Source organism: Lentilactobacillus kefiri, assembly GCF_007989105.1.
Lineage (GTDB): Bacteria > Bacillota > Bacilli > Lactobacillales > Lactobacillaceae > Lentilactobacillus > Lentilactobacillus kefiri.
Genome location: NZ_BJVK01000019.1, coordinates 13,245 through 38,050 on the forward strand (window position 1 = coordinate 13,245; position 24,806 = coordinate 38,050).

Below are 24,806 nucleotides of genomic sequence, written 5' to 3' on the forward strand. Positions count from 1 at the left end.
ATTATAAGCTCATATAATTTTAATCATGCGAAAAATATTTTCTGAAAATCTGTTGACAAGGGCTTGCTGAGATGATAAAGTTACAGCAATTATTAAAAACACTTGAGACGTTGAAGAGAAGAGTAACGTTAATGCATTCCTAAAGAGAGCTTCGTTTGGTGAGAGAAGTGGTTTGCAGCGGCGTGAAGATGAGCTCTGAGTCAGGATCCGGTCACAAGGCTAGGATTCCCGGTCGCTACCGATACATAGCGGGGTATTTTTATGAGTACCTGTCGAGGTCGTTGTTGTGAGATGACGGCAAATCAGGGTGGCATCGCGAAGCTTTCGTCCCGTAGTTTATAACTACGTGGACGGAAGCTTTTTTTATTTATTTTAAGGAGATGATTTGGATGACGGCAAATGCAATTAACGGGTTTTTGAATGCAGAACAAAAGTGGGTCAACCACGAAGTAACTAATCCTCTATCAATCTTGGTGTTGAATCTGATGCCAACCCGGCATAGTACGGAGAGACAATTTTTGAACAGATTCAGTGAAATTTCTTCTGATGCAGAACTCACGTTTATGTATCCGCGTTCACATCATTTCCGAGGAACTTCGCGTGCTGATATCGAACGGGATTATGTTTGTCTGGACCAGATTCGTGATGCCCACTATGATGGCTTGATCATTACGGGAGCACCCGTCGAAACATTGGCATTCAGTGAAGTTGATTATTGGGATGAAATTCAGACAATCATCGATTGGTCAAGGGACCACGTCACTGAATGCCTATATGAATGTTGGGCTGCTCAAGCCTGTTTGTTCAATGATTTTGGTATTCGAAAACACCTGTTGTTGAGTAAACTATTTGGCATTTTTGAGGCAGACAACATTAAAGCCGGATCTGAAATTACCGAAGGCTTCGGTGGTCAGCAGGCATTGAAGATGCCGCAATCTCGCCACACGGGCATTGTCTTGGATGAAGACCATCTTCCGGAAGAATTGTCGGTTGATGCTTCATCCACCCAGACAGGACCAATTATTTTGTCAGCAGCGGGGCTTCACAGCACTTATATCACCGGCCATCCGGAATACGCAGAAGGTACCCTGGCATTGGAATATTATCGGGACCTTTATGAACAGATGCCAATTCGATTGCCGAAACATTACTTCATTGATCAGGATTCCGGTACCGTTGATTATTCTTGGAAAGACAGTAGCATTCAGATTTATGACAACTGGACGAAAATTATCGCAAATAAGAAAGTGGGCTTATCAATATGACAGAAGAAAATAACAACTTACATTTCGAAACCCTTCAAGTACACGCTGGCCAAACCGTAGATGAAACCGGATCACGTGCAGTTCCCATTTACCAAACAACCTCATACGTTTTTGACAGTCCTGAGCAGGCTGCCGGTCGATTTGGATTAACGGATCCCGGAAACATTTATACCCGGCTCACCAACCCAACGACAGATATTGTCGACAAGCGGGTCGCTGCATTGGAAAATGGAACGGCCGGGGTGACTTTGGCAACCGGGTCGGCAGCAATTACCGCAGCCATCCTCAACGTTGCCGGTAAAGGGAACGAAATTGTTTCAGCCAGCACCCTGTATGGCGGCACCTTCAACTTACTGAATGTGACCCTGCCAAAGTTAGGAATTAAGACCCACTTTGTGGATCCGGATGATCCGGCCAACTTTGAGAAGCCAATCAATGACCACACCAAAGCGCTGTATATTGAAAGCATCGGCAATCCCGGCATCAATCTGATTGACTTTGAAGCAGTTGCTAAGATTGCCCACAAGCACGGAATCATTTTAATTGTGGATAATACCTTTGGTACGCCATACCTCGTCCGACCACTGGACCATGGAGCCGATGTTGTGCTCCATTCAGCCACCAAGTTTATTGGCGGTCACGGAACGACAATGGGTGGCGTGATTGTTGAAAATGGCAAGTTTGACTGGAAAGCCAGCGGCCGATACCCTGGATTTACCGAGCCGAATGCCCAGTACAATGGACTGGTGTTTGGTGATCTTGGTGGTGCGGCATTCACAACCAAGGTTCGGGCAGAATCACTGCGGGACCTGGGCGCCACGATCAGCCCGTTTAATTCATTCCTCCTGCTTCAGGGACTGGAATCATTGTCGCTGCGGGTTGAACGGCATGTTGAAAATACCCAGAAGATTGTTAAATTCCTGCACAATCACCCCAAGGTTGCCTGGATTAACTATCCCGGTTTGGAAGACAGTCCATATCACGACCTGGCCGAGAAGTATTTCCCGAAAGGGGTCGGCTCAATCTTCACACTTGGACTAAAGGGTGGCGAAAAGGCCGGCAAACAGCTGATTCAAAATCTCAAGTTATTCTCACTGTTGGCAAATGTCGCTGATGCCAAGTCGTTGATCATCCATCCTGCATCCACCACTCATGCTCAATTAAACGAGGAAGAGTTGAAAGAAGCCGGAATCACACCGGACTTGATCCGGGTGTCTGTCGGTGTTGAAAATGCTGACGATCTGATTGCAGATTTGAGTCAGGCACTTGATAAGATTCCTGACGAAGTGGAAGAAGCAGTCGGTTAAAACAGATAATGATTTATAACATAGAAGGATTAATTGCGGTTTGGCCGTGATTATTCCTTTTTTATTGTCTATAACCTGAAATTCAGGGTGAGGTTCATTAACTGATAAACAGTGATCATGAAGATTCAACCGAATGAATATTTAGCTAACAAATAATAAATTATTATGCATGAATAGAAGTGTGAATAAATTTCATTTGTCAGGCTAATATACATGAATTTAGCCGTATAAATGAATAAATATTGATAATAAAATAAAAACATGAATAATACTTAAAAAACGTTGCATTTTCCTGCATGACGTTGTAAGATGTTTTCATTCATTAATATTCCTTTAATTGAATATTTAGAAAATGTGAGGCGATTGATTTGCAAGTAGCTTTAGTTGGAATAACCGGGTACGCGGGAATGGTATTATATCAGCTTTTACGCCAACACCCAGCGGTAGATGAAATTCATCTATACGATCACAAGTTAATACAAAATGAGAAACTTTCTGAAATGGTGCCGGCTTTTTATTCGGATGACACGGCGGTTCAACCATATGATCCAGATGCCATCATGGCCGACAATCAGTTGGTATTCTTTGCGACATCGGCAGGGGTGACATCAAAGTTGAGTCAGCCGTATATCAAAGCCGATTTCCCAGTAATTGATTTATCCGGTGATTTGCGGCTAAACGACGAAGCACAGTATCAACGCTGGTATCACAAACCTTCAGCACCAGCCCAAGCATTGAATCAAGCCTATTACGGATTGGCAGATTTCCACTCCGCTCATGGCCAGAATTACGTGGCAAATCCCGGGTGTTACGCAACGGCAACGTTGTTGGGGTTGGCACCCCTGGTGAAGTTGGATTTGATTGATCCTGATTCAATTATCGTGGATGCCAAATCCGGAACTTCCGGTGCAGGTAAAAAGCCGGCGCAATCAACTCATTTCACCCAGGCAAATGACAACTTGCAAATATACAAGCCCAACCAACACCAGCACATTCCAGAAATCATGTTGGAACTTCAACGTTGGAATGGGGATGTTAAGGCGATTGAATTTATGACAACGCTGATTCCCATCACCCGTGGAATTATGAGTACCATCTACGCCAAGGTAAAACCTGGCGTTGACGCGGCTAAAATCGATGAAGCGTACCACCAAATTTATGACGACAAATTATTCGTTCATTATTCAGGTGAACATTTACCTGATATCAAACAAGTCGTGGGGACCAACAACTGCCACATCGGCGTCGTTTATAATCCGACAACCCACACGGTAATGGCCGATAGTGTCATTGATAATTTATTAAAAGGAGCGGCCGGTCAGGCTGTTCAAAACTTTAACCAGATGTTTAACTACCAAGAATCGAGTGGTCTGGAATTACAGACATTCCTACCATAACTAAGGAGAGATTGCGATGCAGATGACAAGTGAAGATTTAATTGAAGTAAGTACTTTTACATGGCCCAAAGGATTTTATGCCGACTCAACCCACGCGGGACTCAAGCAGGATTCCGATGACATGGGTTGGATCTATTCGGAAGCCCCTGCGGATGCAGCCGGTGTGTACACGACCAACCAGTTTCAAGCTGCCCCAACCAAGCTGACCAAGCAAACCATTAACCTTGCCCATCAGCTGCAGGCCGTTGTAATGAACAGCGGTAACGCAAATTCCTGCAACGGAAACCAAGGGGAAGGCGATGCGCTGATGATGCAAAAGATGACGGCGGATCGACTGCAGATTCAACCTGAACTGGTTGGGATTGCTTCAACCGGTGTGATCGGTGAGCCCTTACCGATGGCGAAAATAAAGGATGGCATTTCGCATCTCAAATTAACAAAGAACAGTGGGTTGACCAAAGCAATTTTAACCACTGATACCCACGCCAAGACAATCACTGTGAAGTGTATGGTTGATGGTCATGAAGTGACGACAACCGGCTTTTGCAAGGGTTCCGGGATGATTCACCCGAATATGGCGACAATGCTGGGATTTGTGACGACAGATGCCGCCATTGAAGGCAACCATCTTCAGGAACTACTGAGTTCCACGGTTGATGAAACCTTCAATCAAATTACGGTGGATGGCGATACCTCTACCAACGATATGGTCGTTGTCATGGCCAATGGAGCTGCCGGTAACCAGCCTTTACAAGAAGATAGTCAGGATTACCCAACCTTCGTGATGGCCTTCAAGAAAGTCCTGGCCCATTTGGCACAGGAAATTGCCGGTGACGGTGAAGGAGCATCCAAACTGGTTGAGGTCAATGTAACCGGCGCCGACAGTCATTTGGAAGGACAACAAGTTGCCAAAGCAATTGTTGGCTCCAACCTGGTTAAGGCAATGATCTTTGGCAAAGATGGCAACTGGGGCAGAATTATGCAGGCAATTGGTCAGACAACCGCTCACGTCGATGTGAATGGCGTCAGTGTTAGTATCAATGGCCTCCAATTGGTTAAGAACAGCTTGGGAACCGGGATTGATGACGATAAAGTCACTAAAACTCTCGAGCAAAAGAAGGTCACGATTGATGTTGACTTGAATGTGGGAGAATTTTCCGGAACCGCGTGGGGCTGTGATCTCACTTATAAATATGTCCAGATTAACGCATCATATCGAAGCTAGGAGGTGAAGGACCATGAGTCAAATCATTGTCGTCAAAATTGGCGGAAACGCCACAAACAACCTTTCAGAAGCCTTCTTTCAGCAATTACACAGCTGGCATGATCAAGGCAAACAAATTCTGATTGTCCACGGCGGTGGCCCACAAATTTCTGAATGGAGTCAGCAGTTGAATTTGCCTGTGAACAAAATTAATGGGATTCGGGTTACCGACCAACAAACGCTTAAGGTTACCCAAGCTGTCTTGCTGGGACTGGTTCAGCCAACGCTCTGCCGGCATTTGGCTGCCCATGGCCTCCCAGTGGTAGGCATGAATGCATCTGGACAGGATGTGGTAACGGGGGCGTATTTAGACCAGCCTGTGTATGGCGAGGTTGGAAAAATCACCGCCATCAATCACCCTTACGTAAACCAAGTCCTGTCTCAGGGCATCGGCGTTTGTGCACCGCTAGCCGTTACCAGTTCTGGAAATTATTTAAATGTTAATGGGGACGTGGCAGCAGCGGGGATTGCCCGGCTGCTTGGCGCAGAAAAGTTGTATTTGGTCACCGACGTTCCTGGCGTGATGGTCAATAGTCGGGTAATCGGCCAATTGAGTCTGAAAAAGGCCAATCAACTATTTGAAGCAGAGCTTATTAAGTCCGGCATGGTACCCAAGATCAGGGCCGCCTTCGACGCTCTCAAACACGGTGTAAAAGAAGTTGAAATCACAAATCAGCTGCAGCATACCGGTACCCATTTATCGGTTAACCAGCTCGCAATCTAAAGGAGATCAAAATGATGAAACATATCTTTCCAACCTATGCCCAATACCCGATGGAAATTGTCTCGGGTCATGACTGGCATTTAGTCGATAATCAACAGAAATCATATTTGGATTTTACCAGTGGCATTGGCGTCTGCAGCTTCGGTTACAGCAACGACAAGATTGAACACAGTGTCTTAAATCAGTTGGGAAAAATTTGGCACACTTCCAATTTGTATCCCAGCCAGCTGCAGGATGACGTTGCCAATGCACTGTGTCCTGAAGGGATGTTGGCCTTTTTCTGCAATTCCGGAACCGAAGCCAATGAAGCAGCTTTCAAGTTGGCCAGAAAAGCAACCGGAAAGGGCAAAGTCCTGGCATTCAACAATGGCTTTCATGGCCGAACCTATGGATCCATGTCGTTAACCGGGAACCCTGATATTCAGGCCGGCTTTAAGCCGCTGGTACCGGAAGTTCAGTTTGCCGATTACAACGATCCAGACGCGTTGTCGGCTATTACCGATGATTTGGCAGCGGTCATTCTTGAGGTGATTCAAGGCGAAGGCGGCGTTGTCGACGGCAATGGTGACTGGCTCAAGCAAGTGGCTGCAAAATGTCATGAGCAGGGTGTTTTACTGATTATTGACGAGGTTCAGACAGGAATTGGCCGAACCGGTAAAAAATTTGCCTTTCAGAACTTTGATTTGGATCCGGATATTATCACATGTGCCAAAGCCCTTGGTAACGGCCTCCCGATTGGGGCAATGCTGGGTAAAAAGTCATTGGCATCGGCATTTGGCCCCGGCTCTCACGGAACAACTTTTGGTGGCAATAAAATCGCCTTATCATCAGCCAAAGCTGTCCTTGAGCAGTTGACACCCGACTTCTTAAAGGGGGTTCAAAAGAAGTCCAAGGCAGTATTTGATGCACTTGGAAAGAAAGTCCTACCATTATCAGCTGTCGATAGCATCAGTGGGCTTGGATTGATGATTGGAATTCACTTAAATGATTCAGTCAAGGTTGCGGACGTTATTTCTCACCTTCAGCAAAATGGTCTGCTGACCTTATCGGCTAAGCACAACACTTTGCGTTTGCTGCCACCGTTGGTAATGAGCGAAGCGGACCTGTTAAAGGGAATTGACTTGATTACTGATACATTGGCCAACGTTGATGCGACCGTTGAATCATCATTAATTTAAAATGTGAAATTGGAATGATTTTTTCTCATATTGCCTTTACATTCCCTGGGATAACCGGTATCTTTAAGATACTTCTTTTCTTTGAAAGGGATGGTTGGGGTGAAACCAATTGTTTCGACGTTAAAATGCCTTTGGTATTGGCTGACGGGCGGAATTGCGCTGTTATTGATTTATTTTTATGATGGGGCGATTTCCATTCCCGAAATTTCTAAGACCAGCGATTATCACTTGGTATGGCGGCTCTCTTCACTTGATTGGTATTTTCTGGTTTGTTTGATCATGATTTTACCAATCGCCAGAGCCCAGATGAAAAAGCTCTACCAAAAGGATTCAACGGAATTTGAAACATACAAAGACAAAGCTTTAAGACTTCATCATTCGGATGCTCAGGCCAATCATAAGGGCCGTTCCTGGTCTGCTAATGGTGTTACTGCCAATCCTTGGGAGTATCAGTATTCTCAAACCCAGTCCTACAAAGGAGCGGCAGACTTTGCCTATACAGTTGTTAAGAATCTCATTTTGAACATATTGATTATTATTTTTGGCCCGATCTTTTTGATCTATGCCATTTATAAGAAATTACGGCATAACAAAAGCCTGTAACTCGGTTTTGACTGAAGTTACAGGCTTTTGTTGTGTCATATTATATTGGCGAAACTTGTGATTGGAGAGCTGAATTACTTAATTGAGTGGTTCGGTTGTCTTCATCAATTCTGCAGGCCACAAGGCTAACAGGTGACCATAACCTTGTTGGTCAAATGCCAGACATTCCCATTCGCGTTTTGACTGGAACACAGAATAGTTGATGTCTTCTGGAGTGGCAGTCCCTGATTCCAGCTTGGAAATCGGGATCGAAGTTAAAACATCATCAGAGACAATGTAAATTCGATTGTTGACGTTGTTGAATGCGACACCTTGGTTGGGCGAACCACCACGAGTCTTCAGCTTTTCCGGAACAGCCGCAAACTTCACGCTGTTCTCATCGAGTCGGCCATAGAAGAACATGTAGCCCATGCCATTCTTTCGGCCCCAATAGGCGTTACCGTTGTTATCAAATACCAGTGTATGGAGCTGAAGGTTGCCTTTGGTTCCCTGGTACATCTTGAAATTATATTGACGAATCGGCTCCATAGTATTTGGATCCATTTCCATGACGGTATTATTCTCGTCACGGTTTCTGAGATCGGTTAGGGTATTATCTTCAACCAAATATAAATGCTTGTTTTGAGGGTTGAAGGTTAACGTTTGACCATGACCGATATCAACTTGAGGACTGAGTTGCGCGGTGTTGGCGATCTCGATGTTTTTGAATAATTCGGGATTCTTTGCTTTTATTTTGTTAATGTCGGCCTGATTACTATCGACTTCTTTTTGAAGGGAGGCAGCTTTCTTTTGGTCGGCAGCAGCTTTCTTGGCGTTTGTTTTCAATGCTTTTGCAAGACGAGCCTTTGATGTACCGTTGGCCTTTTGGTATTTGGCTTTGGTTGTCCGCTTGGCATTCGCCAAACCATTGATGTTTGATTTGACCTCATCCAATTTGTTGTTTAGTGATTTGACGCTCTTAAAGGAACTCTTCATGGATTCATAGTAGTTCTCATATTGTTCGTTGTGTTGAGCACCTTCATCCGTGTATGGGTTGAAGTAGTTGAACGCTGTCCACAATGCCATTGGATCGTTTTCCAATCCAAGCTGTTTGAGTTTGTTGGTATCAAATTTGATGATGACTCCCAGGTTGGTGTCACTTCCGTTGGACTCGACGAAGTAGACATTCCCGGAGTTGTCCAGCGCGACACTTTGAAAGTTTCCGTGTTGGTAGTCGGTAACATTAAAGCCATCTGGCAGGAACCATTGGGTTTTAAATGAATTGGCGGTAGTAGTGGTGGCTGCGGTTGTTGCAAACGTGTCACCTTGGTTATCCATTGACGGGTCGATCGTTCCCTGGTTATATTTCCGATCCATGTTTCCCACTGGCGATGTGTTATCAATCGTCTTCAGGTCATCGGAATCGTAATTGGTTAAGACATTTCCCAAATTAACTTGCGGAATTGATTTGACGGCACCGGGGACATCGATAATATCGGCTTTGGCGCTTCCCGACGTGGCAACAAATCCGGCAGCTGTGAAGGCCAGGGCAACTGCAACAATAGCTTTTAACGGTTTCTTCATTACTTATCTCATCCTTTTCTTGAATTAATTGCGTTTGAGATTATTGGGCGTCAAACGTGTAATAAACGTTGATTGAAGAATCATTGGTATTTTGTTTGGCTGATTTTGCGTGATACGTAATTGTCTGCCAGTTAATTGACACAGCTCCGCTGCCATCTTTCGTGAATACTGGATATTTTGGTGACTGGAGGGTTGACCAGCTGCTGTTTTGCAGGCCACTCTTGACAGCACTCAGGTCTGCTTTATTTAACGCAGCGGTCTGACCGGAATCAACGTATTGCATTTCGGCTGCCGACTTGAAATCAGCATTAATTTTGTTGATCGAATCCGCACTGTATTTGCCCAGTGCCTGTTTAAAGTTCGTAAGATTAGTTGAAGACAGCCCGGCAATATCTGCGGCACTTAACTTACTGTAAGTTGATTTGTTGCTGTTACCGCCGACATCTGGGAACTCCCAGCTTTCATCCACGTATTGGAGGCCGGTTGGAACCAGCTGTTGCGCGTTTGCACTATTTGATGAAGAACTGGCGGCGTATAAAGCAAAGTTGTTTGAGTCAGCAGCTTTGCCGACGTTAACCGTGATTGATCCACCAAATTTTGCTTGGGCCAATGCGGATTCCTGATCGTCTGAAAGGTGCTCGTTGTTTAAGATATAACCGGTACCGGACAAGGAGGAAGCTGCCAATGCATTGATTTCGACAATGTCACTGTCACCCAGTGTCCATTTGCCATTGGTTTCAGTTCCCAACGTGCTGCCCTTCTTGGCTGGGTCATCGGCATCAGTGTTGACGTAATCAATTGATTTAATGACTTTTCCGGAAGAAGGATCGGTGAAGTTGATTCGAACGGCGTTGTCGGCAATCGTGGTTGTATCGTTATCAGCTTTCAAATAAACGGAACTGCCAAACTTTGTTTTAGCCAGATCGGCAAGTTGAGCGTCGGATAAGCTATCCAGCTTGTAGCCGGATTTCTTAAGAGCCGTTGAAATGTCTGATTGAATGGCTTTTTCATCGGCTGGGTCAAGGGATGCACTGCCACCGTCAGTTGATCCAAGGGTTTGACCAACCTGGGCATTTTGATTTGTATAGTCGACTGTGTCAACCACGGCGTTTTCGTCATTAACGATGTTGATGCGGACCGAGTTGCCGGGAATTGGGTCGGCAGCCTTCACGGTAAGCGATGCTTTGTGGCCAAATTTGGCTTGTGCAAGGAAGCCTGCCTGGTTGCTGGATAAAGTATCCAAAGCGTAACCGGTCCCTTGGAGAGCCTGTCTGACGGCCACTTGGATGTTGGCCAAATCGTCATCACCAATTGTCCAGGATGAGCCGTAAGGGACACCGAGTGGTTGGTTATACTTTGCGTTTGCACTCGTGTAATTGATGTATCGAATTAAATTGCCCTTTGAATCAACCAGGTCAATTCGCAGCGAACTATCCGGAATAGGTGATTCTGCCTCGCACAGACCTTTGTATAGAATCCAGCCGTTGGCAGCCGAATCATCTGAATTAATGGCACTGATATGAACCCAAGTATCATTTTCACGGGTTCGTGTTCCAATACCGTCAATCTTGAATGTCGTGTTGGCGTATTTCACTGAGTCGCCAATCTGTTTGCCGGATTGATAGGTCGTATTTAATGGATTTTTATATGTAACGGTCTTGCCGTCATTTTGAAATCCGGGAGCGGCAATCTTAAAGGTATAATTGCTTAAGCTTGATGGTACGTTTCCCTGATCAAAAGTGGTGAAGGGCTCAATCCCACCGCTGAATTTACCGGCTTTTTTGCCGCCATAGATCCAGCCACGGTACTTGCCGTCAAATGAAGTGACCTTATAATAAACCGAACCGCTCTTAGTCGTTGCTTGACGATAAGCAGCAAAGTTATTGCTCGAGAATTTCGAATTGGCCAAATCAGTTAAGACCGCCTTGCTGGCCACAACTCTGGCACCTTTACTAATTTTGGGCTTTGAATAAAGCGCGGATGATCCGGTAAAAGTGATGCTTCGACTGGCGGGGTTCGTGGTTAACTTGCGATTTGAAACAATTTTACTGACGGTGCCGGCATGTGCAGGTTGGATCGAAACACAGCTGACTCCAAGAATTCCCAACGCAACCGCTGAGATAAAAACGGAACTTTTTAACTTAACATTCATTAATTTCATCTCCATGAATTCTATTGATATATTACCCTGCGAATTCATAGTATCGTGAAATAGGCGTTTTGAAATGGAAATGGTTAAACCTTTACTCAGGATTTACAAGACATTTACATTGCCCCGTATTTGGCAAAAAAAGTCCGACGCATTATAACGCCGGACTTTTAGAGTAATAATGGTCTATTTATTTGTTAGACAAACTTAACGGCAGTTCCGTAAGCTGCAACGGACTGCATGTCGCCACCAATGGATCCGGAATCAAATCGCATCATGACAACCGCGTCGGCACCCATTTTTTGAGCGTTTTCTTTCAAACGGTCAACTGAGGTGTTTCTGGCTTCATCCAACATTTTGGTGTAATCCTTGATTTCACCACCGACAATGTTTTTTAAGCCGGCACCGATGTTTCTAACCACGTTTTTGGATTGGGTGGTTAAGCCAAAGACTTCACCGATAACTTCGTAGTCTTTTCCGGGAATATGTTCAGTGGTTGTAACAATAAAATGATTTTCAGCCATAATTGATTCCTCCAATTTGTTTAGTAGATCTGCCATTAGTATATCTTAAATTGTCGATAGAACAACAGATAAAAGAAAACCCGCCGGAAAAAAGTCAGACGGGATGCACTTGTGAGACGCTAATGTGGTTTAGAAAAGATCGTCATCACTATGCAGTAAACATTATAACGTGTGTCAGATGGATTTACAAAGAAAAATGTAACCGCTATTACTTGGCAGTTTCAGCTGTCTTTGCTTCCTTTTCCTGAGCAGCTTGTGCCAGGATATTCAGGTAATTGAATGGTCGATCAAATTGTGGCTGGAACAGCATATCAACCATTGCTAAATCGTCGATTGTGTTGTTGTTTTGGATACATACAGAAAGGGTGTTGGCTGATTGAGAGACATCGTAGGTGCTTAACAGTGAACCGCCGAGAATTCTGCGTGAATCAGGATCATAAACAAGTGACATTAAGACAGGATCAGTGGTTGGCATGAACTCAGGACGGTAGTTGTCCTTTACGATCACTTCATGAGCATTCACGTTTTGAGCTTTTGCGGCAGCCATTGTAAGACCGGTTGAAACGATTGTCTTATCGTAAAGCTTCAAGCCGGATGATGACTGGGTTCCCATGTATTTAACAGTTGGCTTTTCAATGTTTTTACCAACCAGAACCCCTTGACGAACGGCGTTGGTTGCCAGTGGAATATATGCCAAGCTTCGGGTTGGGTTGTAGTGAACAGCAACACTGTCACCGGCACCGTAAATATCAGGATCGGAAGTTTGCATGTATTCATTGGTAATCAAGGCACCGTTTTCAGTCATGGCTAATTTGCCTTTGAATAGGCCGGTGTTAGGACGGAAGCCGACACACATGACAACCAAGTCGGTTTCGTATGATCCCTTGGTCGTCTTGACGGTCACAGTATCGTCACCGGAAATTTCAGTGACTTGTTGATCTAAACCGAGGGTTACGCCATGGTCAGTGAAGTCTTTTTCAACAATGTCCGTAAACTGCTTGTCAAAATATTTACTCATGATGCGGTCGGCACCATCCAGTAAAGTAACTTCATGTCCCTTTGTGTTGTATGCTTCAGCCAATTCGGCACCAATGTAGCCGGCACCAACGATTGTAATGCGCTTTTTCTTTGGAGCGGTTTTAAACAATTCCTGGGCATGGTTCCAGTTTTTGCATAGGTAAACGTTCTTGTTGTCGATACCTTTGATAGGTGGGATAACTGGCCATGAACCGGTGGTTACGACTAATTTGTCATAAGTGTCTTGGAATTGTTTGTTGCTTTCAAGATCAGTCACGTCGATTGTTTTTTTAGCTGGGTCAACGTTGGTAACTTCATGCTTCATTTGAACGTTGGCACCTAATTTTTTAAGTTCATCTGGGCTTGAATAGAACAAGCCTTGTGGATCCTTTACATGTCCCCCGAGATATAAAGCAATTCCACATGAAAGAAACGAAATATTATCATTCTTTTCGTAAACGGTCACCTCAGCGTCTGGGTGTTCTGTTAAAATAGTTTTAATAGCAAAGGTTCCTGCGTGGGTACAACCAATAACTGCAACTTTCATATTAACTTCTCCTTGTTTTATAAAAGATTCACAAGCATTTGCTTGTACTTACATATTACAAGTTGTGCAAGCGTTGTCAAGCCCTTGACAAACGCATTTTAACTGTATGAGATAACGCTCACATGGCCAAATTGCCGTCATGTTGGGATTTGCGACGTGGACAAAGTAGTTGTGCACAACATAAAAATATTTTTTGGAGGACATTTTGAAATTTTCCTGGAAAGTAACCAATCACGATCCAAAAACGTTAAAGAAGTTTTTAAATACCAAGGGTATCAGTCACCGGATGTACAAAACCATCAAAACCGGTGGGGGATATTTTGCTGTGGGCAGGCATAAGGTGGATGGCGCAGTCAACCTTCAAGACGGCGACCAGGTACAAGTCAGTCTGCCACCTGAAGCCAGTGATCCCAATGTTGCCGTCAGCGATGGCCCGCTGAACATTATTTATGAGGATGATAATTGGCTGGTGGTCAACAAACAAGCTGGCCTGACGGTTGTACCAGGACCAGCAAACCGCACCGACACACTGGTTAATCGTGTGAAGGGACGCCTGGTTCAAGAAGGTGCTGAAAATTTAGTTCCCCATATTATTACCCGGTTGGATCGGTTCACCAGCGGCATTGTCTTGATTGCCAAACACCGACTGGCAAACAGCTTGGCCAACGAGATGTTGGCAGATAAAACCCTTCATAAGAGATACCAGGCTGTGGTGAGTGGGGATGGCCTCCCGGATCACGATTTGATCGATAAGCCAATTGCTAAAGATCCTGACGGTTATGGACAAATCATTAGTGCGGATGGCAAGCCGGCTCAAACGGAGTACACCGTCATGCGTCGCTTAAAAGACCGAACCTTGGTGGATGTCATTCTTCACACCGGCCGGACGCATCAAATCCGGGTTCACTTTGCTTCGATTGGCCATCCGCTTCTTGGCGATGAGTTATATCATGGACCGATGAATTTGGGAATTAATCGCCAGGCACTTCACGCCTCGAAACTAGATTTTGAGGATCCATTTTCAAACAGGGGGTTAAGCTTCCAATCCCAATTGCCACAAGACATTTCGGCCATTTTAGATTAAAGAAATACTCATATTGTGCACAAATGAACATTGATAGATCAATGATTAGATAACTTATACAAATGATAAATTAGAATTTGATGAAAGCGAGTCCAATTCCGTTGTCTTTTCGCTATCTTCTGGTATAGTATGGGTATCAACTTAAGGAGGAGACTAGATATGTCTACCAATGGTGAATCGGATCAGACGATTCAAAAAATTATTGCTGAGATGGAAACTAATTTGTCTGTATTATCATGGATGAAGGGCGCAGAAGAAGACGAGGAGACTAAAGAGCATATTCGTGCTTTAAAGGCTGCTTTGTTGAAAGCAAAATCAGATTTAATTAAGGCATAATGTTATAAGCTTTGGTTAGGCTCTAGTTTTAACGACTACTAAATGATTTTAAACGAGTATCTTACTGATATAATAATCGGTGAGATACTTTTTTTGATTTGGAAAAAGATAATTTAAAATAAGTACAATAAAAACTTTGGGGAGGACTGAAACGATGCCAGAAGCCAAAACAGCAATCTGTTTTATCGATCATCGGGAACATATGCAAATTGACGGCCGCTATCTTAGGGACTTGGAGCCTGCAACAAGAAATTTGATTAAGGGTGATTTTCCGACCGCGAAGGTCACTGACTTTATTTGTGATCATGATTTATTAAAGTACCAATTAATGAGAGTTGATGGAATGGTTAATTCCGATGTTAAGCAGACTAAGAAGATTAACCGCCGATTAACCAAGGCGATGCAAAGTGATGATTATGATATCGTCGATGTGAATGAAAACCTGGCCAAGAGTTTAACGTTTGGTCAACGAGTCTCCGATGCCGTTGCCCGTTTTGGTGGTAGTTGGGGATTCATCGGCGTCTTCGTATTTGTCTTGGTTGCCTGGATGTTTATTAACACGATTCACTTTTTGGGGATGAACTTTGACCCCTATCCATTTATTTTGCTAAACCTGGCATTGAGTTGTATTGCCGCGGTTCAAGCACCCATCATTATGATGAGTCAAAACCGGGCTGCCGATCGTGACCGGATGAGTTCTGAAAACGACTATCATGTTAACCAGAAATCTGAACATGAGTTGCGAATCTTACATGCCAAGTTGGATAATCTCGCGCAAAACCAATTGCCACACTCATTGGAAATTCAAAAATTGGAAATTGAGATTCTTGGCCAAATCCGCACGGAACTTGATATGATTCAACGCAACCAATTGGGAAATCCGAAAAGTAATTTAAATGAAAATGATCAGCAGGATAATGAAAACAGTTCTGAAAATCATGACTAGCTGAGCGGTTAATTTTGACATCAAATGAAAACTTCAGTAATATATGACTTAACACACTAAAGATTGTTCATTTATTAGGAGGATTTCTTTGATAACCGTTAGAGAAGCACAGCAGGATGACGCCGGCCAGATAGCCCCGTTGATTGATATTATTTTTGATGAAATGGAACTTGATGAATTAGAAGACGTTCCCGAACCTGGATTAGACAAGGTCATCACGAAGGCTTACCAGACAGACACGTATCTGTCCAGTAAGGCATCTACCGTGGTGGCCGAGGCCAATGGCCAAGTTGTTGGGGTTGTGTTTGGATATCCCAGCGAAAACGAGGACGATATCAACAAGGTTCTGATTAATTTATCGAAAAAGAGTGCTGATTTTAAAGAGCCATATATTCCTGATTCCGAAACCAATACCGATGAATGGTATTTGGATTCGATTGCCGTTGATCCTAATTGGCAGGGTCACGGAATTGGCAGCAAGTTATTGGCTGCTGTTCCAAGAATGGCATTGAATGACGGAAAATCAGTGATCGGCTTAAACGTTGATTTCGAAAATCCTGACGCAAAGAAATTATATGAACGCAAAGGTTTCAAAACTGTTGGAACCCAGATGATTGGGGACCATATGTATGATCATATGCAAAAGGCTGCCAAACAGCATAGCCTTTTATACGTATAAGAATCCGAAGAGCTGGCATTTTAATGCCAGCTCTTTTTTGTCATATATAGTTGACATCATTTGGCAGGAGTTTTATATTATTAATGACATATATATGTGACACAAAATCAAAGGAGGCCAACTAATGTGAACAGAGTCAGGGAATTTCGAAAGAATCGGGGGCTCTCCCAGTTTACTTTGGCTGAGAAGATCGGCGTTGCCAGACAGACCATTAATTTGATCGAGAATGGCAAGTATAATCCCTCCCTCAAGCTGTGTATTAGTTTGGCTGAGGAATTGGGAACAGACTTGAATACACTATTTTGGAAGGTGGATGACACTCAATGAAAGAAAGCATTTTGATTAAGATCATGCGTTACTTCTTCAGCATTCGGGGTGTTCTGGATGAGCATAACATCAGGGAAGTTAACAAGGTGGCAACCAGCGCATTCATGTATTTATGGATTTATACAGGACTCGCTAATGCAGCTTTGCTCATGGTTTCTGAGCAGTATTTGACACACTCCACTTTAATTGGGTTTCTGTTTGTTAATCTGATCATTGCTTTTGGTGGTGTGAGCCTTTACGTGACGCGAAAAGTTTCAAAACTGAAATTGAATTACCGAGAGGTTTCAGTTAATGAATATCCCAAGGCTGTTCATCAAGCAGTCATTCATGGGGCATGGTTTGGAGTTATTTATGGGATGTTTAGCTATTTTATGCTGGCTAGATTTGATGGGCCTTTTTCACTCTTCTCAATTTTGGCTACCCTGGTTGTCATCGTAATCGGTTGGACGTCGGATACTCAAAAAGAAATTGGTCATATTGTTAAAGTCGAATAAAGAATTGAAAAGGTGGGTCATTCATGAAAGTTAAAGAAAGCGTTGGAACGAAAATTATTAAACACCGGTTTGGCATTCACGGACCACTGGATGAATACAAGCGGACGGAAATTGGTCGGATTGCGACTAATGCCTATATGATTTTGGCTGGGTATATGCTGCTTTCCAGTATTGCAGCAGCGCTGGTTGCGAATAGTAACCCTGGAAAAGCATTAGTATGGCTCATAATGGGCAATGTAGTGATGGTTGGATTTGTGATTAATATTTATTTATTGATCGCCACAAATCGGGCTCACATTGTTGATAAAGAGATTCGCGCAAGTAGTCGAAAGCAAGCAATTAAAAAAGCATTCATCAGAGGAATTGAACTAGGAATCTATGTTGGGATCTACATGTTTTTTGTGAAAATTGTTCTGGATTGGTTTTTTGATGGAACAAATCCAGTTCAAAACATGCAGAGTGCAAATACAATATGGAAAGGTGTCGAATCTGGCTTGCTCTTTGGCATCTTAGCGTGTGCTTATGATATTTTTACCACTAAAGTTTATAAAGAATAACAGGGATTTTTTAAACGGCATCGCAGTCCGACTTGCACAAATCCGGCAGGACAAGTAAGATTGTTTTTGCATGATTTTCTCGAAATTAATTCTGCAAAAAGGGGATTCATATGGAAGACAATATTAAGCTTGGCAATCCGGTATTTGATAAGATGATGTTTGTGCTGGATAAACCAGTTAACGAAAAGAATCACCGGGACTATCGTTTTGATAACGAAGAACTGGTTGAAATCAGTGATGGAATTTGGGCAATGCCAGCCTACATGAAAGACGATGATGATTTCAGTATGTTCTTCATCATTACTGAAATTGATGACGGCAACACCGTGTTGGCATTTTCTACCGGCGAGAAGAAGGGTGAACAATTTTCTTTGAGTAACCCGATTATTACCGGTGAGGCTCTTAACATGCTGGTCAAGCACGACAAGAACCGGGCAGCCTCAATCCTGCATTTCCTGGATCAAATTTCAAAGGCCGATGAAGGTAATTGGCGGATGGTTGAATAATAGCGGTTGCTTTTTTGAACTGAGCTGTTAAACTAACATTTGATTTAAATTTAATGACTATTCAGGAGCAGAACTATGAAATTAACGTTGAATGAAACGGCCGCCAAATTTAATGTCAGTCCCACCGAGATTGACGCATACGTTCAGAACGGTTTGGTACCAAGCAGGACTGTTGGAACGATTGTGGCTGATTTTGATGAAACTGATATGTATTGGGTGGACATGGTTCACTGTTTTATCGAAAATGGTTCATCAATTGACGATGTTAAACAGCTGATTAAACATTGTAAGATATAGTACAAAGTTATTGTTAAACAAAGAATTGAATGATATTCTAAACACGAGGGGTATTGGCGCTCTTTAAGTAATTAATTAGATGATCGTTTGTATAACTGTTAGATTGCACAAGTAATATGACAAAAGAGTTCCAACGTGCGAATAAAAGCACTTTGAGTATTCGGTTATAAACCGGATCAGTATTCGAGTATGAACGAAGTGATATTTGATTAAAACCATAGAGTCGCCGATTCCCCTTAGGAAAGGTCAGTGCAATTGCGCTGGCCTTTTTCCTTTGGCAAAATTTGGATTAATTGAGTTAAACCTTTGCTGATTAGGGAGGATAATGATATATTATCCGTGATGTAACTGTGGAATAAGAGGGGTGTTTTAAATGGCAAAAGTATTGGTTGTGATTGCCCGGCCCAAAAGCCCGAAGTCACGGACACTAAAAGTTCTAAATGCATTCATGGATGAGTATGTTAAAAAACATCCTAACGATGAAATTGATAAATTGGATTTGTATCAGGATGATTTCCCTGAAATTGATGGTGACCTGCTTTCCGCTTGGGACATGCTTGAGGCTGGTAAACCATTTGACACATTGACCAAGGTTCAACAAACTGATGTCACTGAATTTAACGGAGCAACTGATCAGTTTTTGGCAAGTAATAAGGTGGTCATTGCCAATCCACTGGTTAATTTGATGATTCCAACCAAATTAAAAGCTTGGATTGATGCCGTGACCGTTGCCGGCAAAACCTTTAAGTATACTGAAAAGGGCGCCATTCCACTGACCTCAGGCAAAAAGGTGATTCATATTCAGGCTGCCGGTGGGAAGTATAACAACCAGGATTTTGGAACTCAGTACGTTCACCAAGTTTTAAACTTTATTGGTGTTCAGTCCATTCAAAAGATAAATGTTGAAGGGATGGATCATTTTCTGATCAGGCAGCCCAAATTATGAAAGATGCTGAAAGTGAAGCCATCAAAGTGGCAGATGAGTTTTAACTGACTGATTGGAATCCGTTTATTTTCCGGACAGCCCTGTTTTTTGGTAGGGGGTTATCCGGATTTTCTGGTATCCCTAAAACAATTGTTCACTCCTTATGGAAATATTCACCAACTAATGCAATAATAATATTAGATTGGAGTGACTGATTGATGGATGAACAAAATCATGATCACGAAGAATTAGCGGGTTCTAAATTCTTTTGGGTAACCGTATTAAACATCTTGATCACAATTGCTGAATTCATTGGTGGAGCGCTGTCTGGAAGTCTTTCTTTGATTTCAGACGGTTTTCATAATGCGGGGGATTCAGTTTCAATTGTTTTCAGTTATGCAGCGAGCAGAATCAGTAAGCGACGTCAGGATAGCCGAAATACCTTCGGTTATAAGCGAGCTGAAATAATTGCGGCATTTTTAAATTCGATTGCACTTGCACTTATTTGTATATTCTTGATTTTTGAAGCTTTAAAACGGATTACAAACCCTCAACCGATTAATGGTAACCTGATGTTGACCATTGCGGTGATTGGGCTGGTTGCCAATCTCTTATCGGCCTTTTTGTTAAATTCAGGCTCTAAGAATAATTTGAACATGAAGGCAACCTACCTGCACATATTGAGTGATGCGTTATCTTCAATTGCCATTATCTTTGGTGGAATTTTGATTGATTTATATAATTGGACATTGGCCGATCCGATCGTGACGGTTATTGTTGCCGTTTATATCTTCTTCGAGTCAATTCCAATTATCCGGCAAACTTTCAGAATTTTGATGCAGGGTGCACCAAATCTGAATTACGAAGAAATTAAGCATGACTTGCTTCAAATTGACGGTGTCTTTAGTGTTCACCATGTCCATGCATGGTCAATTGATGAACACAACATCATTTTTTCAGCGCATGTTAACATGCATGATATGAAGATAAGTGAAGCCCAGCCGATTTATTCGGAGATTAGTAAAGTATTAAAAGATAAGTACCATATGTGTCACGTCACGATTCAAGCGGAAACGACCCGTGGCGAACACGAAGATATTATTTATGATCGTGGAAATGACATTCCGTAAAATATAGGAGATTTAGAGCTTAATGACCCCAATGAAAGAGGACTATTTAAAGATTATATTTGAACTTGGCGGTTCCGATGATCTGGTCAGCAACAAGCAAATTGCGATCAGTTTGAATATCGCTGCCGGTTCAGTTACTGAAATGGTTAACAAGTTGGTCGAAGAAAAGCTGGTAACCCATGAACCTTATTCTGGTGTGCAATTGACCAAGAAGGGCAAGAAGTATGCCGAAGAACTGGTTCGGAAACATCGAATTTGGGAAACTTTCCTAGCTAACACTTTGCACTATGATATTTCTGATGTCCATGACGAAGCCGAATTGCTTGAACATGTTACCTCTGACAAGATGATTGATCACTTGGACGACTTTTTGGGCAATCCTAAACGCTGCCCTCATGGCGGAGTCATTCCGGATCGTAACGGGAACTATCATCCCGACAAGGACAAGCTCCTGACTGATGCCAAAGATGGTGAAGAAGTTGTTGTTAATCGGTTTATTGATAACCATGATTTGTTGACACTGTTGGGCGATATTAAGCTTGATATTGGCGACAAGCTCAAGATTATTTCTCACGATCCATTTGAAGGTTCGGTTACTGTTAAGAATTTGACAGATAAGAAGAAATTAGTCATTGGTTTTAAGACGGCCCACTATGTGTTCGTGAGGTGACAGGGATGGCGGATAACGCAACTCGACAAGAGAATTATGACCATTTAGTCTTAAATACTTGTGTCCTTGCGGGGCGGATTATGATTGAATCCGGATCTGAAATGTCACGGGTAAACGATACAATTATGCGGATTGCTCAAAACGCCGGCTTGAAAGATGCCCAAGTGTACGCAACTTTGACCGGGATTATCATGTCCGGTGGGGTTAAGGAAGTCGGCGCCGAAGTCGGCTCGATTGATAAACGGGCTTTTGATATGGAAAAAGTGGCCAAGGTCAATGAATTGTCACGGGAATATGCCGCTAAAAAGATCGACATTTATCAATTCCGGGATGATTTGATCCACATTAATGACTTGGTGGCAACTTTTCCACTCTGGCTGCAAACGGTCGGTGCTGGTCTTGTAAGCGGCACTTTGGTTGTTGTCTTCCAGAACAATCTACCCGACTTCTGGGTGACTTTTATTGTTGGGATGTTTGGCTGGCTGGTTTATTACTTCCTGAACATTTATATTCAAATTCGTTTTTTAAGCGAGTTTTTGGCCGCTGTGGTTGTTGGGGCTTTGGCATTAATTGCCGTTAAGAACGGTATTGGTGTGAAAGCAGATGATATTATTATTGGTGGCATGATGCCTCTGGTTCCTGGAATTCCGTTGACAAACGCGGTTCGTGACGCCCTGTCTGGAAATCTGATCAGTGGCCCGGCCAGAGGAATTGAAGCTTTAATCAGTGCCTGTGCACTGGGCTTTGGCGTGGCAATTGCGCTGCACTTTTTTTGAGGGATGCTTATGAACCTGTTTATTATTAAATGTATTTGTGTATATTTTTCGGGAATTGGCTTCGGGTTGATTGTCAATCTGCCGCACCGCGCCTTAAACGTAGCCGGAATCACGGCTACTCTGAGTTGGTTGGTGTATTACGTTATTATCAACACCTGGGGTGGTTTGGGTGCGCCGAACTTCTTTGGCGGCCTGACAATTGGCTTGGTTTCAGTGGTCGTTGCGCATATTAAGAAAATGCCCAGCATTTTGTTTGACGTGCCGGGATTGGTACCACTGGTTCCCGGAGGTCAGGCGTACAACACCATTAAGAACTTTGCCCTGGGCGATTACCGCGTGGCATTTAATTATTTGTCAGAAGTGGTTTGGATCGCCGGCTCAATCGCATTGGGCTTCATTGTTGCCGAATTGATTAATAAAATTCGGATCAAAATTAAATATGTATCACGAGGATGGGATAAATAGCCCATCCTTTTTCTTTGCCGTTTTTTGATCAATCTTGTTGACATCAAAACAAAAAGGCGTATTATTTGTCTTGGATAATATTATACGACGTATAATACTATGGAGGTGGCAATATGGCAATCCAAATAAGTTCAGAGTTACTTGACGGCTGTGTTCTTGGTATTTTAAATGACAAGGACTACTACGGCTACGCGTTAACTCAGAAAGTTCAAGAGTCGATATCCGTATCGGAGTCGACTATGTACCCGGTTTTGCGAAGGTTGAAAAAGAGTGATTTATTAACCACCTATGATGAGCCATATCAAGGTCGCAATCGACGGTATTACAAGATTACGGCTGAAGGTCAAAGACAATTTGGCATTATTCAGCATGAGTGGCAGGAATTTAAAAATGGAATTGATAAAATGTTAGGAGATGGTCAGGATGAATGATTACATTGAAGAATTTCGATCGTTATTGGGACAGCTGAGTCAGGATGAGCGTGACGAAGCAGTTGATTTCTACACTGAGTATCTTCAAGATGGCGGCTATGATTCTTATGATGCATGTGTCAGAGAGTTGGGAACCCCTCATCAATTAGCCAGAAAGGTGTTGGCTGATTACTCGATTAGGACCCTTAATGAACCGCAAGGGAATGGCACCCGTCAGCAACGTCCCAAAAATGACGTCAAAACGATTTGGCTGATTATCCTGGCAGTTATTTCGACTCCAGTGACAATTCCACTGGCAATGGGAATTATTGGCTTGTCAATTGGGGTATTCTTTGGTGCTTTGGGAATCCTCGTTGGTTTGATTGCGTTGCTTGTGAGTGTCGTATTTGGTGGTATCGGTGGTTTGGTTGTCGGACTCGGGGTCATTTGGAGTGACCCTTGGCTGGGAATGCTCTACATCGGTATTGGACTGATGATTGTCGGCATTCTCGTGATGCTGTCGCCGGTATTCTCAGTTGCCTTTAACGGCATCATTCGTGGCGTGACGAATTTCTCCCGTTGGGCATATCAAAAGATGGTACCAAAGAACCGCGCTGAAAAACACGGAAGGGGGCCGAGAAAATGAAAAAATCTGTGATTGTTGGATTATTGATTACCATCATTGGAACCGTTATGATGGCGGTTGCCTTGGGCCATACGGGATTCAAAACGATTGTCTGGGATGACGGCTTTAAAGTCGTCGACGATCAGACTGGATCCGTGAAGATGACCAAGAAGACGTTGAAGAGCTCGGTCAATCAGATTAAATTTGCTACGCGAAGTCGTGTTGTCATTCAAACCGGGGATGTCAAGAAGCCAACAGTTTCTTCCTCAAAGTTCAATGAAGTCAAACAAAGCGGCCGATCAATCAATATCATCGGCAAGGGCCATCCTCGGACCCAAATTGTCGGCTTTAGTATGAGTGGTTATAGTGGCGGCACCGGTGATGTTGTGATCACGGTTCCCAAGGATCAACAGCTGGAAAAAGTTGTTGGTCATGACAAAAACGGTGTTTCAATATCCGGTATCACCGTCAACAAGCTGAAGCTAAGCGGCGATGGTGATATCCAGATACAAAATGTTCATTCTCAAGAACCAATTACTTTGAAGAACACCGACGATACAACATTGAAGAATGTGACAGCGCCAGGAATAAACCAGACAAGTGATGGCGGTGATCTAACTTATCAGAATGCCGACTTTTCAAATGGTGCTACGTCGATTTCATCTGATGGTGGTGATGTTTCCCTTGATTCAACCAAGTTGAAAGATGTTGTCATTAACAGTGATGGCGGTGATATTCATTTAAACCGTAATTCTGTTGTTGGATCCGTCATTGCCGATGCGGACGGCGGGGATATTAATGCATTGATTTCCAACCGTAAAGAAGTTCAAATCAGCGCTTCCGCTGACGATGGCGACGTTTCAATATTTGGCAGTTTGAGGAACTCATGGCGACTGTCTCAGCATAAAAATATCACGTACCGTTTATCATCTGATGGCGGGGACATTTCCGTTAAGTAAGATACGATTTATAAAAGAATCCAAAAAAAGTTCGTAAAGCCGGATTTCCGCTGACTTTACGAACTTTTTTGATACAGTACTG

At 43.2% G+C, this 24,806-nt stretch carries 27 protein-coding genes and 1 pseudogene; 24 read left to right on the forward strand and 4 right to left on the reverse strand.

Annotated features, from left to right (window positions below):
- Positions 1-389: 389 nt before the first annotated feature.
- From LKE01_RS07570 to LKE01_RS07600, 7 genes are all read left to right on the forward strand, one after another.
- Positions 390-1,265, forward strand: coding sequence for a homoserine O-acetyltransferase/O-succinyltransferase family protein (locus LKE01_RS07570; protein ID WP_054769520.1), 876 nt, complete (start codon positions 390-392; stop codon positions 1,263-1,265).
- Entirely contained in the window at positions 1,262-2,572 is a 1,311-nt protein-coding gene (locus tag LKE01_RS07575; RefSeq protein WP_056982369.1) for an O-acetylhomoserine aminocarboxypropyltransferase/cysteine synthase family protein, read from the forward strand. The genes LKE01_RS07570 and LKE01_RS07575 overlap by 4 nt, the downstream gene beginning before the upstream one ends.
- 368 nt (positions 2,573-2,940) lie before the next feature.
- A complete protein-coding gene (gene argC, locus LKE01_RS07580) occupies positions 2,941-3,969 on the forward strand; it encodes an N-acetyl-gamma-glutamyl-phosphate reductase (protein WP_054769521.1) in 1,029 nt (342 codons plus the stop codon).
- Between the two features lie 16 nt (positions 3,970-3,985).
- The gene (gene argJ / locus LKE01_RS07585) at positions 3,986-5,194 is read left to right on the forward strand and encodes a bifunctional glutamate N-acetyltransferase/amino-acid acetyltransferase ArgJ (protein WP_054769522.1); all 1,209 of its coding nucleotides are present in this window, start codon (positions 3,986-3,988) and stop codon (positions 5,192-5,194) included.
- Positions 5,195-5,207: 13 nt separating this feature from the next.
- Positions 5,208-5,957, forward strand: coding sequence for an acetylglutamate kinase (gene argB / locus LKE01_RS07590; protein ID WP_056982371.1), 750 nt, complete (start codon positions 5,208-5,210; stop codon positions 5,955-5,957).
- Positions 5,958-5,971: 14 nt separating this feature from the next.
- Positions 5,972-7,135, forward strand: a complete 1,164-nt coding sequence (gene argD, locus LKE01_RS07595; protein ID WP_056982373.1) for an acetylornithine transaminase — start codon at positions 5,972-5,974, stop codon at positions 7,133-7,135.
- A gap of 90 nt (positions 7,136-7,225) precedes the next feature.
- Positions 7,226-7,738 (forward strand): hypothetical protein, encoded by a 513-nt coding sequence (locus LKE01_RS07600; protein ID WP_056982400.1) that lies wholly within the window; start codon positions 7,226-7,228, stop codon positions 7,736-7,738.
- A 78-nt stretch (positions 7,739-7,816) separates the two neighbouring features.
- On the opposite strand, the gene LKE01_RS07605 is transcribed toward LKE01_RS07600, so the two are convergent.
- The 4 genes from LKE01_RS07605 to LKE01_RS07620 form a co-directional block, all read right to left on the reverse strand.
- On the reverse strand, positions 7,817-9,301 hold the full coding sequence (locus LKE01_RS07605; protein ID WP_054769523.1) for a hypothetical protein: 1,485 nt from the start codon (positions 9,299-9,301) through the stop codon (positions 7,817-7,819).
- A gap of 40 nt (positions 9,302-9,341) precedes the next feature.
- Positions 9,342-11,453, reverse strand: a complete 2,112-nt coding sequence (locus LKE01_RS07610; RefSeq protein ID WP_056982375.1) for a hypothetical protein — start codon at positions 11,451-11,453, stop codon at positions 9,342-9,344.
- A gap of 194 nt (positions 11,454-11,647) precedes the next feature.
- Complete coding sequence (locus tag LKE01_RS07615) at positions 11,648-11,974, reverse strand: heavy metal-binding domain-containing protein (protein WP_056982377.1); 327 nt, start codon at positions 11,972-11,974, stop codon at positions 11,648-11,650.
- A gap of 208 nt (positions 11,975-12,182) precedes the next feature.
- Positions 12,183-13,538 carry an FAD-dependent oxidoreductase gene (locus tag LKE01_RS07620; RefSeq protein ID WP_054769524.1) on the reverse strand — a complete coding sequence of 452 codons (1,356 nt, stop codon included), beginning with the start codon at positions 13,536-13,538 and terminating at the stop codon, positions 12,183-12,185.
- Positions 13,539-13,743: 205 nt separating this feature from the next.
- Here LKE01_RS07620 and LKE01_RS07625 point away from each other — a divergent pair, with 205 nt between their 5' ends.
- From LKE01_RS07625 to LKE01_RS07700, 17 genes and pseudogenes are all read left to right on the forward strand, one after another.
- On the forward strand, positions 13,744-14,622 hold the full coding sequence (locus LKE01_RS07625) for an RluA family pseudouridine synthase (protein ID WP_056982381.1): 879 nt from the start codon (positions 13,744-13,746) through the stop codon (positions 14,620-14,622).
- A gap of 159 nt (positions 14,623-14,781) precedes the next feature.
- Complete coding sequence (locus LKE01_RS12045; RefSeq protein ID WP_169790312.1) at positions 14,782-14,958, forward strand: hypothetical protein; 177 nt, start codon at positions 14,782-14,784, stop codon at positions 14,956-14,958.
- 154 nt (positions 14,959-15,112) lie between these two features.
- Positions 15,113-15,904, forward strand: a complete 792-nt coding sequence (locus tag LKE01_RS07630; RefSeq protein WP_054769785.1) for a DUF1003 domain-containing protein — start codon at positions 15,113-15,115, stop codon at positions 15,902-15,904.
- An 88-nt stretch (positions 15,905-15,992) separates the two neighbouring features.
- On the forward strand, positions 15,993-16,583 hold the full coding sequence (locus LKE01_RS07635; RefSeq protein WP_056982382.1) for a GNAT family N-acetyltransferase: 591 nt from the start codon (positions 15,993-15,995) through the stop codon (positions 16,581-16,583).
- Between the two features lie 126 nt (positions 16,584-16,709).
- On the forward strand, positions 16,710-16,910 hold the full coding sequence (locus LKE01_RS07640; RefSeq protein WP_054769784.1) for a helix-turn-helix transcriptional regulator: 201 nt from the start codon (positions 16,710-16,712) through the stop codon (positions 16,908-16,910).
- Entirely contained in the window at positions 16,907-17,404 is a 498-nt protein-coding gene (locus tag LKE01_RS07645) for a DUF3278 domain-containing protein (RefSeq protein ID WP_056982384.1), read from the forward strand. Before LKE01_RS07640 ends, LKE01_RS07645 begins: the two co-directional genes overlap by 4 nt.
- A 23-nt stretch (positions 17,405-17,427) precedes the next feature.
- Positions 17,428-17,961: a DUF3278 domain-containing protein gene (locus tag LKE01_RS07650; protein WP_056982387.1), complete on the forward strand. Its 534-nt coding sequence runs from the start codon at positions 17,428-17,430 to the stop codon at positions 17,959-17,961.
- Positions 17,962-18,071: 110 nt separating this feature from the next.
- Positions 18,072-18,467, forward strand: coding sequence for a hypothetical protein (locus LKE01_RS07655; RefSeq protein WP_054769783.1), 396 nt, complete (start codon positions 18,072-18,074; stop codon positions 18,465-18,467).
- Between the two features lie 75 nt (positions 18,468-18,542).
- Complete coding sequence (locus LKE01_RS07660; protein ID WP_054769782.1) at positions 18,543-18,764, forward strand: MerR family transcriptional regulator; 222 nt, start codon at positions 18,543-18,545, stop codon at positions 18,762-18,764.
- A 373-nt stretch (positions 18,765-19,137) separates the two neighbouring features.
- Positions 19,138-19,754 (forward strand): annotated as a pseudogene (locus tag LKE01_RS07665) (FMN-dependent NADH-azoreductase).
- A 153-nt stretch (positions 19,755-19,907) separates the two neighbouring features.
- Positions 19,908-20,819: a cation diffusion facilitator family transporter gene (locus LKE01_RS07670; RefSeq protein ID WP_056982391.1), complete on the forward strand. Its 912-nt coding sequence runs from the start codon at positions 19,908-19,910 to the stop codon at positions 20,817-20,819.
- Between the two features lie 22 nt (positions 20,820-20,841).
- Positions 20,842-21,489 (forward strand): metal-dependent transcriptional regulator, encoded by a 648-nt coding sequence (locus tag LKE01_RS07675; RefSeq protein ID WP_054769781.1) that lies wholly within the window; start codon positions 20,842-20,844, stop codon positions 21,487-21,489.
- A gap of 5 nt (positions 21,490-21,494) precedes the next feature.
- Positions 21,495-22,265, forward strand: coding sequence for a threonine/serine exporter family protein (locus tag LKE01_RS07680; RefSeq protein WP_056982393.1), 771 nt, complete (start codon positions 21,495-21,497; stop codon positions 22,263-22,265).
- 9 nt (positions 22,266-22,274) lie between these two features.
- Complete coding sequence (locus LKE01_RS07685; protein ID WP_054769780.1) at positions 22,275-22,730, forward strand: threonine/serine exporter family protein; 456 nt, start codon at positions 22,275-22,277, stop codon at positions 22,728-22,730.
- Positions 22,731-22,843: 113 nt separating this feature from the next.
- Positions 22,844-23,161, forward strand: a complete 318-nt coding sequence (locus LKE01_RS07690; protein WP_056982395.1) for a PadR family transcriptional regulator — start codon at positions 22,844-22,846, stop codon at positions 23,159-23,161.
- Positions 23,154-23,786, forward strand: a complete 633-nt coding sequence (locus LKE01_RS07695; RefSeq protein ID WP_056982396.1) for a DUF1700 domain-containing protein — start codon at positions 23,154-23,156, stop codon at positions 23,784-23,786. Before LKE01_RS07690 ends, LKE01_RS07695 begins: the two co-directional genes overlap by 8 nt.
- Positions 23,783-24,724 carry a DUF4097 family beta strand repeat-containing protein gene (locus LKE01_RS07700; RefSeq protein ID WP_056982398.1) on the forward strand — a complete coding sequence of 314 codons (942 nt, stop codon included), beginning with the start codon at positions 23,783-23,785 and terminating at the stop codon, positions 24,722-24,724. The genes LKE01_RS07695 and LKE01_RS07700 overlap by 4 nt, the downstream gene beginning before the upstream one ends.
- The last annotated feature ends 82 nt before the right edge of the window (positions 24,725-24,806 follow it).